The sequence below is a fragment of the Variovorax sp. J22R115 genome, assembly GCF_030317005.1.
Classification (GTDB): Bacteria; Pseudomonadota; Gammaproteobacteria; order Burkholderiales; family Burkholderiaceae_C; genus Variovorax.
Window position 1 is genome coordinate 43,825 of the sequence record NZ_JASZYM010000004.1, and the last position, 12,509, is coordinate 56,333.

A 12,509-nucleotide genomic window follows, 5' to 3' on the forward strand; every position below is an offset into this window, starting at 1 on the left:
AGCGTCCACCTTTGCCGTTGCGAGCAGGGTGCAAGAGTGGCGCCGGTCGGGGTTGCGCGCAATTGCACATTGGTGCAGCCGCCTCCGGCTCGCAGATGTCAGCGGCGCGGCGGCGCACCACTCGCGGAGTTCAGTCGGCCTCGACGGGCGCAAGCATCGTCCCGCGGCAGTTCGCGCAACGGCAATGGCAGGGATAGTTCGAGGCGGCCGAGCCGTCATCCGCTGTCAGGCAATAGTCGATGAACAACTCGTCCCCCGCCTCCACGGGCACGATCGTTTGAAACTTCAGCACCAACCGGCCCGCGTCGTCGTATTCCTCCACCGCTTCGCAGTTCGGGTCACAGGCGTGATTCAAATGGCGGGTGCCATTGCCGCCCTTGGCGCCGTCGATGGTTTCTTGGTTGGATAACGCAAACAGGTAAGTCAGCTGGTCATCCCAGGCCTTGGCCGCAATTTCCTGTTGCGAGTAGCGTCGGCCGTTGTAAAGGCCCAGCAATGCGAAAGCGGGCAGGTCCCGCGTCGCGAAGGCGCCGAGCCCGTGGACACCACTGGGCGCCACCCTGATGCACGGGGTGGAGGATGTGTACTTGCGATGCTTTGCCACAGCTATTCCGGCACTTTCCCGACCATCTTCGGCGCCTGCAAGAAGTCGAAGTCCACGCCTTTGTCCGCCTGCGTCACGGTCTCGAGAAACAGCTTTCGATATCCCCGCTCGGCCGTCGGCACGACTAAGGGCGCTTCTTCCGCTCGTCGCGCCAACTCCTCATCGGACACCAGCAGCGCGATCTCGCGGTCCCGCACGCTCAAGCGAATCCGATCGCCGTGGCGCACATGCGTCAGCGGACCGCCAATGGCCGACTCGGGCGTGACGTGCAGCACGATGGTCCCGAAAGCGGTGCCACTCATCCGCCCGTCCGAAATGCGCACGATGTCCTTCACGCCCGCACGCGCGAGCTTGCGCGGGATGGGGATGTAGCCCGCCTCGGGCATGCCGGGCGCGCCCTTGGGGCCGATGTTCTTCAGCACCAGCACGTCCAGCGCCGTGACGTCCAGGTCATCGCTGTCGATGCGCGTCAGCAGATCCTCGATGTTCTCGAACACGACGGCTCGGCCTTCGTGCTCCATCAGTTGCGGGTCGGCGGCCGACTGCTTGATGATGGCGCCGCCCGGGGCCAGGTTGCCGCGCAGCACGGCGATGCCACCTTGTGGATAGATGGGGTCGGTGATGGGCCTCACGACATCCTGTTGGAAGCCCGTCCCGGAGCGTTCGATTTCCTCGCCCAGCGTGCGGCCGGTTACCGTCATCGCGCCGAGCCGCAGCAGCGGCTTGAGTTCGCGCAGCAGGGTCGCCATGCCGCCCGCATGATGAAAGTCTTCCATGTAGTGTTGCCCGGACGGCTTCAGGTCCAGCAGCACCGGTGTCTCGCGGCCCATGCGGTCGAGTGCGGCCAGGTCGATCTCCAGGCCCATGCGCCCCGCAATGGCGGTCAAGTGCACGATGCCGTTGGTCGACCCGCCGATCGCCAGCAGCACGCGCATGGCGTTCTCGAAGGCCGCCGGGGTCAGGATCTTGTCGATGCTCAAGCCATCGCGCGCCATCTGCACGGCCTGGGTGCCGGTCTGTTCGGCGATGCGGATGCGATCGGCCGTGACCGCCGGTGGCGATGCGCCGCCCGGCATCGTCATGCCCAGCGCCTCGGCGATGCAGGCCATGGTGCTGGCCGTGCCCATCACCGAGCAGGTGCCGACGCTGGCAACGAGCTGGTTGTTCACGTCGGCGACTTCGTCCTCGTCGATCTCGCTCGCGCGGAACTTGCCCCAGTAGCGGCGGCAGTCGGTGCAGGCGCCGACGCGCTCGCTGCGGTGGCTGCCGGTCAGCATCGATCCGGTGATGAGCTGGATGGAGGGGATGCCCGCAGAGGCCGCGCCCATGAGCTGGGCGGGCACGGTCTTGTCGCAGCCGCCGATGAGCACCACGGCGTCCATCGGCTGAGCGCGCACCATTTCCTCGGTGTCCATCGACATGAGGTTGCGCAGGTACATGCTGGTCGGCGCGGCGAAGCTCTCGTGGATGGAGATGGTCGGAAACTCCATCGGTAAGCCGCCGGCCAGCATGACGCCCCGCTTGACTGCCTCGATGAGCTGGGGCGCATTGCCGTGGCAGGGGTTGTAGGCGCTGCTGGTATTGGCGATACCGACCACGGGGCGGTCGAGCGCCGAGTCGGTGTAGCCCGCGCCCTTGATGAAGGCCTTGCGCAGGAACAGGGAGAAGCCCTGGTCGCCGTAACTTGTGAGGCCTTTCTTGAGGCCGGTTGGCTTGTCCATGGTTTCAGCGAGAAACGATCAGCCGCGCGTGACTTCGATGCTGTACAGCCCCCACGGGCACAACGCGAACCGCTCCTTGAGCGGCTTGTCCTTGAACGCGGCGAGCGTATCGGCCTCGTAGATCGCCCACTGCGGGCCCAGCCCTCCGAGCGCGAGCGGCGTGCCGTCGATCTCGGTTGCCACGATCATCCGGTAGGCGCGTGCGTTCGCCATGCTCAAGGGCACGACGTAGCCGTCCACGGCGCGAAGAGCGATCGTCACTTCGCTGCTCGTCGGCACGCCTGCGGCCTCCAGCACGCTGGTCAGCAGCGGGCCCGCGAGCGAGTGCATCTTGGCGTCGTACTCGAGCGTGGCCTTGATGCGAACCGACGGCAGGCGGAGCAATGCTTCGGAGTCGAACACATAGGCCTTGTCGAACTTGACGCCGTGCTTGACCAGCAACTGGTCGAGCGCCGGATCCACCGGACCCCGGTTCGACTTGCCGATCGCTCCGCTGACGGTGAGAAGGCCCGGGCCCTTGCGGGCCGGGTCGGCGGCCAGTGCATCGACTGCGGGCCACAGTCCGGCGAGTGTCGCCGTGCCCAGGAAGTGACGCTTGTTCATCCAGTCATTGTCTACTTCGCGTGGAGTCTGGAGGCGGTGTCGCCCGTCCCGACCCAGCGGCTGATCTTGGTGCCTTCTTTCCAGGTGAAGACCTGGATCCATTCGGATTCGTGCACCTTGCCGTCCGGCAGCGCCCGGCCCTTGAGGCGGCCGAGCACCGTCACATGATTGGGACCTTCGAGGAATTCGCGCGGCTCGAACTCCAGGATCTCGTCGGCCTGGGCCAGTTTGCCGAAGAACTCGGCCACCTGCTGCTTGCCTCTGCAGGTGCCGCCGTAGGGCGTGCCGGTGTCGGGGTTGGCGAGGAATTTCCATTCCACGTCATCCGCGAGGAGCTCCAGCAGTGCCGGAATGTCGCGCTTGCCGAACGCTGCGTAGCCTTGCTTGGCGATCTCGGTGGGGGTTCCCATGGCGCTTCTCCTTGGAGTGAAGGGGCCATGAGTTTGCGCGCGGAAGGCCCGTCCCGAGGTCCCTCCACGCGCGTGCAAATGTAAGTGTTTTGTATTCCTATTGGCTGGGCGCCGCATCCAGCCATTGCTTCATCTGTGCCTTCCAGAATTTCGCGTTGCCGGTGGTGCCGTGGCCACGCGTGTCTTCACTGGCCGGGATCAGATAGAACTTCGCATTCTTCAGCCGCTTGAGTTCGCGCTCCATGATGCCGAGCTCGGGCGGATTGCGTTCGTCGTCCGCCGAGTTGATGGCGAGCAGGGGCGCACGGATGCGCTCCAGTTGCGGCGCAGGGTTGTAGTCGCGCGATGAATCCCACTGGTAGAGGAAGTCGTTGGCGTCAGCCGTGAAGGGCGCCGCCAGTCGCGCATCCAGCAGCTTGTCCGCTGCCGCCCGCGTGGGCGCCATCTTCTGGTACGCCTGCGAGCCTCCGTTGGAGACGATGCCGAAGTAGGCATTGGCAGCGCGAACCGCCTGGGGCTGCGTGGTGTAGTTGCCGTTGTTCCAGGCCGGGTCTGTGCGGATCGCATCAGTGACCATCCGCCGCATCATCCAGTTGCGGCTCGACATCTCGGTGGGCTGCGAAGCCATCGGCACAAGGGCGTCCATGAACTCGGGGTGCTGCACGCCCCAGATCCAGGTCTGCATGCCGCCCATCGAGTTGCCGATGACGAGTCGCAGGTGCTTCACGCCCAGCCCTTCGGTGAGCAGCCGGAATTGACCCTGCACCATGTCGTCGTAGTTGTAGAGCGGGAACTTGGTTCGCATGCCGTCCGATGGCTTGGACGACTTGCCGTGGCCCAGCGCGTCGGGAAGGATGATGAAGTACTTGCCGGCGTCCAGCGGCTGCCCCGGGCCGAACAATTCGTCTCCGAAGGCAGGCGACAACATGCCAGTCCCCGAACCCCCGGTGCCGTGGAGGACCAGCACCGCCGGGTTCGACGGCGAACCCAGCGTGGTGTAGTGCAGCCGCACTTCAGGCAGGACGTCGCCCGTGTGGAATCGGAAATCCCTGGCGATCCAGTCGCCTTCCTTGGCCGGCGGCGAATCGGCGGCCCATGCGGTGAGCGCGGCGCAGCACAGAAGCAGCCATGTAGTGAACGTCTGACGCAGAATTCTCATCAATGTCTCCTTGGAAACCGTCGTTGTTTTCCATACTCTAGGCGCAAACAAGGAGCAAAGGCATGCAACAAACGCTGACCCCCGCGGCCGAGCTGGCGAAGAAGGCGAAGAGGCCATTCCCCGGCGCATCGGATGAATACGCCGCCGCCCGACAGGCCCTGCTGGCGGAAGAGATCGAGTTTCGCCGCCACATGACACGGCTCGTCGAGCAGCGCCAGGCCCTTCCACCCGGTCCCGTGATCGAGAAGAACTACCGCTTCAAGGACGAACAGGCCTTCGAGGCGGGGCTGCTCGGTTTGTTCGGCGACAAGGACACGTTGGTCACCTACTTCTGGATGTACGGGCCGCAGCGCGAACGGCCGTGTCCGATGTGCACCAACCTGCTCGGTGCGTTGAACGGCAATGCCGCCGACATCAAGCAGCGCGTGGCGCTCAAGGTGCTGGGGCGCTCACCCGTGGAGCGTCAATACGCCTTTGCGCAGGAGCGCGGCTGGCGCGACCTGAACTTCGTGCAGACCATCGGCGACGACTATGCCAAGGACATCGGCGTGCTGCGGCCCGACGGCAGCGAGTACCCGGCGCTGATCGTGTTCAAGCGCGACGGCGAAAAAGTCCGGCTGTTCTGGGCAGGCGAGATGACGGGCGAGATGGCCGACCCCGGCCAGGACCCGCGCGGTGCACCCGACATCGCTTCACTCTGGTCCATCCTGGACTTGACGCCGGGCGGGCGCGGCACTGACTGGTATCCGAAGCTCCAGTACTGAGCCGGCGCGACACGCTTCAGCGCGCGTGCGTCACACCGCCGTCCACGATGAGCGTCGAGCCCATCACGTAGTCGCCGGCGCGCGACGCAAGATAGATCGCGGCGCCCGCCATGTCCTCCGGCTCGCCGATGCGGCCGGCCGGAATGCCGCCCTTGATCTCATCCCCGTGGTCGCGCGCCACCCGGTTCATGTCGGACGCGAAGGCGCCCGGCGCGATCGCGCTGACCGCGATGCGGTCCTGTGCGAGCCGCAGTGCCATGCGGCGCGTGAGTTGGATCAGGCCGGCCTTGCTCGCCGCGTACGAATAGGTTTCCTGCGGATTGACCGAGATGCCATCGATCGATGCGATGTTGATGACCTTCGCGAGATGGTCGGTCGCAGCCTTCTTGAGCATCGGCGTCAGCGCCTGGGTCAGGAAGAAAGGCGTCTTCAGGTTGAGGTCGACCACCTTGTCCCAGCCGCTTTCGGGGAACTCCTCGTACGGTGCGCCCCAGGCGGCGCCGGCGTTGTTGACCAGGATGTCGAGCGAGCCTTCGTGTTTGGCATAGGCGGCGACGAGGGCTTGCGCGCCCTCGACCGTCGACACATCGGCCGGCAGCGAGACGCAATGGCCGAAGACCGAGAGTTCCTTGGCGGTCTGGTCGCAGGCGGCGGCCTTGCGCGCCGAGATGTAGACGCGGGCGCCCTGCGCGAGGAAGCCCTCGGCGATCATGCGGCCGATGCCGCGCGAGCCGCCGGTGATGAGCGCGCTGCGTCCCTTGAGCGAGAAGAGTTGGGTGGTGTCCATGTGCTGTGTCTCCTGAATATGATCGGCGCGAGCTTAGTGCGCCTCGCCGCCGAGCGGCGTCACATGGGTGCCAGCAGGGCCGCAAGGGCGGCCGGCTGGCTCAGGCCGGCAGCGTCAGCGACCTGGGGCTCGTGAAGCGCCGTTCGCTGCCGTCGACCGGATCGCGGAAGGCGATCTCGCGGGCCAGCAGTTGCAGCGGGTGGTCGAAGTCGTCGCTGCCTTCGGGGCGGAGTTCGGGATAGATGGCGTCGTTCAGGATCGGCATGCCCAGCGCCGCGCAGTGCACGCGCAACTGGTGCCTGCGGCCGGTGAAGGGCGACAGGTCCAGGCGGGCCCATCCGTCGCGCTGCGCGAGCAGCCTGAAGCGCGTCTCCGAATTCGGTTCGCCGGGGACTTCCCTCATCCGCATGAAGTGATCGTCGGCGTCGAGCCGGCTGCGATGAACGGCCGGCAGCGGCTGGTTGCCAGGCCATCGCACGATCGCTTCGTAGTGCTTGCTGATCTCGCGATCCGCGAAGAGCGCGCTGTAGGCGCCGCGCGTGGCAGGCTGCACCGAGAACAGCACGATGCCGGCGGTCTCTCGGTCGATCCGGTGCACGGGCGCGAGATCCTGGAGACCCGGCCTGCGCCTGAGGCGAACGAGCAGGCTCTCCTGCACGTACTTGCCCACGGGCGTGACGGGCAGGAAATGGGGCTTGTCCACCGCCAGCAGGTGCTCGTCCCGGTGCAGGATGACTTCCTCGAACGGAATGCGGGGCTCCGATTCGAGCGCGCGGTAGTAGTAGACGCGCAGCCTCGGCTCGAAGGGTCGGATTAGCGTGACGGGCACCCCATGCTCGTCGACCACATCGCCGGCCTCGATGCGGGCTTCCCATGTCGATCGCGGGATGGCCGCGAAGCGCTGCACCAGGAACGCGATGATCGTCGGCCAGTCGCCGGTCGGCAGGGCGACGCAACTCGGCCCGACGCCATCACGCAAGGGCAGCGGCAGGGTGCGCATGGCGTCAGGCGCTCAACAGGGAAGTGATTTCCGCGAAGGCGGGGCGCGCCGAAGTGTCCGGGTCCACACAGCGCAACTGAAGCTTCGCCAGCATCTTCCACCTGGCTTCGTCGGCTTCCTCGACCGGATCGCAATGGCTCAGCAACTCTTCGAGCAGGCACCCGAAGGCGCGCGCCTCGATGCGCTGCAGCGCCTGCGAACGGGCGCTGTCGTCGGTCGGCAGGAACGATGCGGCGCCGAAATCGCCCAGCAGGCAGTCGCCTTGCCCATTCCACAGAATGTTGTGCGCATAGAGATCTCCATGCACGATGCCCCGCGAATGCAACTGGGCCGTGGCAGAGGCGATGCCGTGTGCCATGCGCAAGGCGGTCTCCAGTGACCAGCGCGCCCCGGAGTCATAGACATCGCGCGTGCAGGTCTGCAGGCTCGGCGGCCCCGCGAAATTGCGAAAGCTGGCGTCCACCAGGTCCAGCACCAGGCCCGGCGTGCCTTCGGGATGGTTCTCGACCCGGCCGAGCACGGCGATCAGGTTGGAATGCGAGCCGGCCGCAAGGCAGGCCGCCATCTCGCTGTGCGGCCAGCCGTCGCTGGTGACCGCGCCCTTGAACAGCTTCACCGCGACAGGGCGGATGCCGCCATCGGCAAGCCGCCAATCCGCCTCGTGGATCACGCCGGAGGCGCCTTCGCCCAACTTGTGCTTTAGCGAGAGGTGGCTCCAGTCGATGGCAACCGTGGGGCGTGCAACGAGGGCTGCCTCTTCCGGTGTCTCGTCGAAGGGATTGCCCGCGAAAGCCAGCCAGGCAAGCCGCGGCATCGACAGGAGCCACTCTGGCAGCGTGTCGAGTCCGTTGGCCGAGATGCGAAGCAACTCCAGCGCACGACAGGCGGCCAACTCTTCCGGCAGCGCACGCAGGCGGTTGCCGGCCAGCATCAGCTTTTGCATCCGGGCACATTGGCCGATCGTGGAGGGCAAGGCTTCGATCTGGTTGTCCGTGAGGATCAGCCAGCGCAAGGACGGCGGCAGCGAAGCAGCCGGAACGCTGCGAACGCGGTTGGCCTTGAAGCCGACCATGTCGAGCTGCCGGCATCGACCGACCGCCTCGGGTAGCTCGGTGAACTGGTTGTCCGAACAGAACAGCACGCGCAGCCGATGCAGCCGGTGCAGGTCGTCGGGCAGGGCGCTCAGCGCATTGCCCGAGAGATTGAGCACCTCCAGCGTGTCCGCCAGATCGAAGATCTCGCGTGGAAACTCCGTGAGGCCGCAGGACAGATCGAGCCGTTGCGACCCGGCCAACTGGCCCGCGCGCAGCCGACTCAATACGTTCATGCGAAGGCGCCGAAGCGGTAGATGCCGTCCGTGCCCAGGCGGCGCTGCAACTGGCCCGAGAACCACAGCAGGTGCAGGTGGGCCACGGTCTCGCCCATGGCGAAGGTCATCTGGTGCAAATCGAGCTGGCGCTTGAATAGGATGGGAAGGCCTTCCGCCGCGCTGTGCGGCTTGGCGATGCACGCCTCCAGCAGCTCGGCCAGGCGGTCGCGGTGATGTTCTTGCAGTTGCTCCACGCGGCGGTGAATGCCGGTGAAAGGCTTGCCGTGCGAAGGCAGGCCCAGCGTGTCGGCCGGCAGCGACTTGAAGCGCTCGATGCTGTCGAGGAAGAGCCGCAGCGAATTGGCTTCAGGCTCGCCCGCATGCACGCTCACGTTGGTCGAGATGCGCGGCAGCATCATGTCGCCGCCGAGCAAGGCGTTGAGATCTTCGCAGTAGAGCGCGATGTGTTCGGGCGCGTGGCCGTAGCCGCTGATGCAGCGCCAATCGCGGCCGCCGATGGAGATGCGGTCGCCGTCGAGCATGCGCACGAAGTTGGCCGGCACGGAGGGCACCATGTTGACGTAGTAGTTGGTGCGTGCGCGGATCTTCGCGATCGAGTCAGGGTCGGTGAGGCCGTGCGATGCGAAGAAGTCCGCCGCCGCGCCGCCGCCGGCCAGCGTGTCGCCGGCGGAGGTGAGGACCCGGGCCACGTGGTAGTCGGTGGCGCTTATCCACAGCGGCGCGTTCCAGCGCCGGCACAGCCAGTCGGCCAGGCCGATATGGTCGGGGTGCATGTGCGTCACGATCACGCGCAGGATCGGCAGGCCCTGGAGCTGGGTCTCGAAGATCTGTTCCCACTGCGCGCGCGAGGCGTCGTGCGAGATGCAGCAGTCGACCACCGTCCAGCCCTCGACGCCGTCGAGGGTGTCGCGCAGCAGCCAGAGATTGATATGGTCGAGCGCAAAGGGGAGCGCCATGCGGATCCAGCGCACGCCGGGCGCCACTTCGAGCGCCTCGCCGGGAGCCGGCAAAGTGTCGCCGAGGGGGTAGTGGAGTTCGCGTTCGAGGAGGTTCATGTACGATTGACGTTAACGTAAACGTCATGGCAAGGAGCCATCATTGTAGGCAGTGCGCCCCCGACGCGCTGCCGCACCCGCAATCTCATGCCGTCGCAGACCTTCACCATCGGCGAACTCGCCAAGGAGTTCGATCTCACCACCCGCGCGATCCGCTTCTATGAGGACGTGGGCCTGCTCACGCCCCGGCGCGCGGGCCTGCAGCGCATCTACACCTCGCGCGATCGTACGCGCCTGACCCTCACGTTGCGTGCCAAGCGCCTCGGGCTGAAGCTCATGGAGGTGAAGGAGGTACTCGACATGTACGACAGCCCGAGGGACACCGCCGTGCAGTTGCAGCGTTTCCTCGGCGTGCTCGGCACCCACCGCGAGCAACTCGAAGCCCAGTTGGCTGAACTCCAGGCCAACATCGCGGAAATCCGCGAACAGGAAAAGCAGGCACGCGCCGCGCTCGCGCGTGCCACCAAGCCCAAGGCACGTTGAGCGTCTGACCTGCCCAATCAACTTACCCACATCGACAATGGAAAACACTCCCGAAACCCTCGACGATCTGTTCGCTCACAACCGGGCGTGGTCCGCCCGGATGGAGCGTGACCGCCCCGGCTTCTTCACCAGTCTGGTGAAGCAGCAGACGCCGCGCTACATGTGGATCGGCTGCTCCGACAGCCGCGTCCCCGCCAACCAGATCACCGGCCTGGAGCCCGGCGAGGTGTTCGTGCACCGCAACGTGGCGAACATCGTGGTGCATTCCGACCTCAATGCGCTGTCGGCGATCCAGTTCGCGGTCGAGCGCCTCAAGGTGCAGCACATCATGGTGGTCGGGCACTACGGCTGCTCGGGCGTGCAGGCGGCGCTCGAAGGCGCGCGCATCGGCATCGCCGACAACTGGATCCGCCACATCCAGGACGTGCGCGACCGGCACCGCGTGATGCTCAAGACCCTGCCCGAGCGTGACCGCGCCGATGCGCTGTGCGAGCTGAACGTGGCGGAGCAGGTCGTCAACGTGGCCGTGAGCACGGTCATGTGCGACGCATGGAGCCGCGACCAGAAGGTCACGATCCACGGTTGGGCGTTCGGCGTGCACGACGGACTGCTGCAGGACCTGGGGATGACCGTCGATGGCTCGAAGCCCCTCGACGCCGTGTACCGCGCGGCCGTGCAACGCATCCGCTACAAGTGGAGCAAGCCGCAGGAGGAAGGGGCGCAGTCCAGTTCAGAGCCCGTCAAGGAAACCGACTGAACATCCGAAAGCATGTTCCCCCAGCGCCTCGATTCGCCGCTTGCCTACGACATCGCCAAGGCGATGCGGGACGGCTTCAACCGGCATTACCAGTTGTTTCGTGCCGAGTCGGCCCGCGCCAAGCATCGTTTCGAGACGGCCGACTGGCATGGCCAGCAGCGCGCGCAACGCGAGCGCATCGAGTTCTATGACCTGCGGGTGAGCGAAGCCGTCGCGCGGCTGGAGAAGGAATTCAAGGCCGGGGAACAACCGATGGATGTGTGGCACCAGGTCAAGCTGCACTTCATCGGCCTGCTGGTCGACCACCACCAGCCCGAGCTGGCCGAGAGCTTCTTCAACTCGGTGACCACCAAGATACTGCACCGCGCTTACTTCCAGAACGACTTCATCTTCGTGCGGCCGGCCATCAGCACCGAGTACATCGAGCCGCGCGACAAGCCGACCTACCGCGCCTACTACCCCGAGAGCGAAACGCTGGCCGACACCATCGAACGCATGCTCGAGGACTACGCGCTGCAGGGGGGTTACACCAACCGGCGCCGCGACGCCGAGCGCGTGGCGGCGGCGATCCTGGGGCGCTTTCACCAGATCAAGCTGCGCGCCAACTTCCAGCTGCAGGTGCTGTCGAGCCTGTTCTACCGGAACAAGGGGGCCTACGTGGTCGGCAAGATCATCAACGGCTTCGTCGAGCTGCCGTTCTCGCTGCCGATCCTGCACGACGGCGACGGAAAGTTCTACATCGATGCGGTGCTGTTCGGCGAAGAAGACCTGCAGATGCTCTTCAGCTTCGCGCGCGCCTACTTCATGGTCGACATGGAGGTGCCGTCGGCCTATGTGCAGTTCCTGCGCTCGCTGATGCCCAAGAAGCCGCGCGCCGAGATCTACAACGCGCTGGGGCTGGCCAAGCAGGGGAAGACGCTCTTCTATCGCGACTTTCTCTACCACCTGAATTACTCGACCGACAAGTTCCGCATCGCGCCCGGCATCAAGGGCATGGTGATGCTGGTGTTCGACCTGCCGTCCTTTCCGTACGTGTTCAAGCTCATCAAGGACTTTTTTCCGCCGCAGAAGGACACCACGCGCGAGCAGATCAAGGGCAAGTACATGCTCGTGAAGCAGCACGACCGCGTGGGCCGCATGGCCGACACGCTGGAATACAGCGACGTCGGCTTTCCGCTGGACCGCTTCGAGCCCGGGCTGATCGAGGAGATCAGGCAGTTCGCGCCCAGCCAGCTGGAGATCGGCGACCGCGACGGCAACGGGGAGATGGAGGTGGTGCTCAAGCACGTCTACATCGAGCGCCGCATGATCCCGCTCAACATCTACCTGCAAGAGGCATTCGACCAGATGGAGCAGCCCGAGCACGCCAAGCGCGCGAGCAAGCAACTGGAGCATGCGGTGGTCGAGTACGGCAATGCGATCAAGGACATGGTGGCGGCCAACATCTTCCCCGGCGACATGCTGTTCAAGAACTTCGGCGTCACGCGCGGCGGCAAGGTCGTGTTCTACGACTACGACGAGATCGAATACCTCACCGACTGCAATTTCCGCAAGGTGCCCACGCCGCGCAACGAGGAAGACGAGATGAGCGGCGAGGTCTGGTATTCGGTGGGACCGAAGGACGTGTTCCCCGAGACTTTCGAACCCTTCCTTCTCGGCAATCCCGCGGTGCGCGAGGCCTTCATGTCCCACCATGCGGACCTGCTCGACGCGGCCTTCTGGCAGAGCCACAAGCAACGCATCCAGGCCGGGCAGATGCTCGACGTCTTCCCTTACGACGAGGCCCAGCGATTCAAGCACGACGGCCACGTCCCCTATTTCTGACTGACAACCACT

At 65.5% G+C, this 12,509-nt stretch carries 13 protein-coding genes; 4 read left to right on the forward strand and 9 right to left on the reverse strand.

What is annotated here, in order from left to right; translation table 11 throughout:
- Positions 1-130: 130 nt before the first annotated feature.
- From QTI04_RS07850 to QTI04_RS07870, 5 genes are all read right to left on the reverse strand, one after another.
- Positions 131-604, reverse strand: a complete 474-nt coding sequence (locus QTI04_RS07850; protein ID WP_286600860.1) for an SET domain-containing protein — start codon at positions 602-604, stop codon at positions 131-133.
- 2 nt (positions 605-606) lie between these two features.
- Entirely contained in the window at positions 607-2,325 is a 1,719-nt protein-coding gene (locus QTI04_RS07855; RefSeq protein WP_286614921.1) for an IlvD/Edd family dehydratase, read from the reverse strand.
- Positions 2,326-2,343: 18 nt separating this feature from the next.
- Entirely contained in the window at positions 2,344-2,928 is a 585-nt protein-coding gene (locus QTI04_RS07860; RefSeq protein WP_286614923.1) for a molybdopterin-dependent oxidoreductase, read from the reverse strand.
- Positions 2,929-2,939: 11 nt separating this feature from the next.
- A complete protein-coding gene (locus tag QTI04_RS07865) occupies positions 2,940-3,338 on the reverse strand; it encodes a nuclear transport factor 2 family protein (protein WP_286600863.1) in 399 nt (132 codons plus the stop codon).
- Positions 3,339-3,435: 97 nt separating this feature from the next.
- Positions 3,436-4,497: an alpha/beta fold hydrolase gene (locus QTI04_RS07870; protein WP_286600864.1), complete on the reverse strand. Its 1,062-nt coding sequence runs from the start codon at positions 4,495-4,497 to the stop codon at positions 3,436-3,438.
- 62 nt (positions 4,498-4,559) lie between these two features.
- Between QTI04_RS07870 and QTI04_RS07875 the strand changes: the two genes are divergently transcribed.
- On the forward strand, positions 4,560-5,261 hold the full coding sequence (locus QTI04_RS07875; protein ID WP_286614925.1) for a DUF899 family protein: 702 nt from the start codon (positions 4,560-4,562) through the stop codon (positions 5,259-5,261).
- A 16-nt stretch (positions 5,262-5,277) separates the two neighbouring features.
- Here the strand turns inward: QTI04_RS07875 and QTI04_RS07880 are convergent, their stop codons facing one another.
- The 4 genes from QTI04_RS07880 to QTI04_RS07895 all read right to left on the reverse strand — a co-directional run bounded on the left by QTI04_RS07880 (position 5,278) and on the right by QTI04_RS07895 (position 9,433).
- Positions 5,278-6,048, reverse strand: coding sequence for an SDR family oxidoreductase (locus tag QTI04_RS07880; protein WP_286614927.1), 771 nt, complete (start codon positions 6,046-6,048; stop codon positions 5,278-5,280).
- A 100-nt stretch (positions 6,049-6,148) separates the two neighbouring features.
- Positions 6,149-7,048 (reverse strand): pseudouridine synthase, encoded by a 900-nt coding sequence (locus tag QTI04_RS07885; RefSeq protein WP_286614929.1) that lies wholly within the window; start codon positions 7,046-7,048, stop codon positions 6,149-6,151.
- A gap of 4 nt (positions 7,049-7,052) precedes the next feature.
- Positions 7,053-8,375, reverse strand: coding sequence for a leucine-rich repeat-containing protein kinase family protein (locus tag QTI04_RS07890; RefSeq protein WP_286614931.1), 1,323 nt, complete (start codon positions 8,373-8,375; stop codon positions 7,053-7,055).
- Complete coding sequence (locus QTI04_RS07895; RefSeq protein ID WP_286600872.1) at positions 8,372-9,433, reverse strand: MBL fold metallo-hydrolase; 1,062 nt, start codon at positions 9,431-9,433, stop codon at positions 8,372-8,374. The genes QTI04_RS07890 and QTI04_RS07895 overlap by 4 nt, the downstream gene beginning before the upstream one ends.
- An 87-nt stretch (positions 9,434-9,520) precedes the next feature.
- Here QTI04_RS07895 and QTI04_RS07900 point away from each other — a divergent pair, with 87 nt between their 5' ends.
- The 3 genes from QTI04_RS07900 to aceK are packed head-to-tail and all read left to right on the forward strand — an operon-like array spanning position 9,521 to position 12,497.
- A complete protein-coding gene (locus tag QTI04_RS07900) occupies positions 9,521-9,916 on the forward strand; it encodes a MerR family DNA-binding transcriptional regulator (protein WP_286614932.1) in 396 nt (131 codons plus the stop codon).
- Between the two features lie 37 nt (positions 9,917-9,953).
- The gene (gene can / locus QTI04_RS07905) at positions 9,954-10,673 is read left to right on the forward strand and encodes a carbonate dehydratase (protein ID WP_286600874.1); all 720 of its coding nucleotides are present in this window, start codon (positions 9,954-9,956) and stop codon (positions 10,671-10,673) included.
- 12 nt (positions 10,674-10,685) lie between these two features.
- The gene (gene aceK, locus QTI04_RS07910) at positions 10,686-12,497 is read left to right on the forward strand and encodes a bifunctional isocitrate dehydrogenase kinase/phosphatase (protein ID WP_286614935.1); all 1,812 of its coding nucleotides are present in this window, start codon (positions 10,686-10,688) and stop codon (positions 12,495-12,497) included.
- The last annotated feature ends 12 nt before the right edge of the window (positions 12,498-12,509 follow it).

Bases quoted from the DNA above. Each gene is read 5' to 3' on its own strand.
- QTI04_RS07895 (WP_286600872.1), bottom strand. From the start codon at position 9,433: ATGAACCTCCTCGAACGCGAACTCCACTACCCCCTCGGCGACACTTTG.
- can (WP_286600874.1), top strand. From the start codon at position 9,954: ATGGAAAACACTCCCGAAACCCTCGACGATCTGTTCGCTCACAACCGG.
- QTI04_RS07865 (WP_286600863.1), bottom strand. From the start codon at position 3,338: ATGGGAACCCCCACCGAGATCGCCAAGCAAGGCTACGCAGCGTTCGGC.
- QTI04_RS07875 (WP_286614925.1), top strand. From the start codon at position 4,560: ATGCAACAAACGCTGACCCCCGCGGCCGAGCTGGCGAAGAAGGCGAAG.
- aceK (WP_286614935.1), top strand. From the start codon at position 10,686: ATGTTCCCCCAGCGCCTCGATTCGCCGCTTGCCTACGACATCGCCAAG.
- QTI04_RS07890 (WP_286614931.1), bottom strand. From the start codon at position 8,375: ATGAACGTATTGAGTCGGCTGCGCGCGGGCCAGTTGGCCGGGTCGCAA.
- QTI04_RS07885 (WP_286614929.1), bottom strand. From the start codon at position 7,048: ATGCGCACCCTGCCGCTGCCCTTGCGTGATGGCGTCGGGCCGAGTTGC.
- QTI04_RS07860 (WP_286614923.1), bottom strand. From the start codon at position 2,928: ATGAACAAGCGTCACTTCCTGGGCACGGCGACACTCGCCGGACTGTGG.
- QTI04_RS07870 (WP_286600864.1), bottom strand. From the start codon at position 4,497: ATGAGAATTCTGCGTCAGACGTTCACTACATGGCTGCTTCTGTGCTGC.
- QTI04_RS07900 (WP_286614932.1), top strand. From the start codon at position 9,521: ATGCCGTCGCAGACCTTCACCATCGGCGAACTCGCCAAGGAGTTCGAT.
- QTI04_RS07880 (WP_286614927.1), bottom strand. From the start codon at position 6,048: ATGGACACCACCCAACTCTTCTCGCTCAAGGGACGCAGCGCGCTCATC.
- QTI04_RS07855 (WP_286614921.1), bottom strand. From the start codon at position 2,325: ATGGACAAGCCAACCGGCCTCAAGAAAGGCCTCACAAGTTACGGCGAC.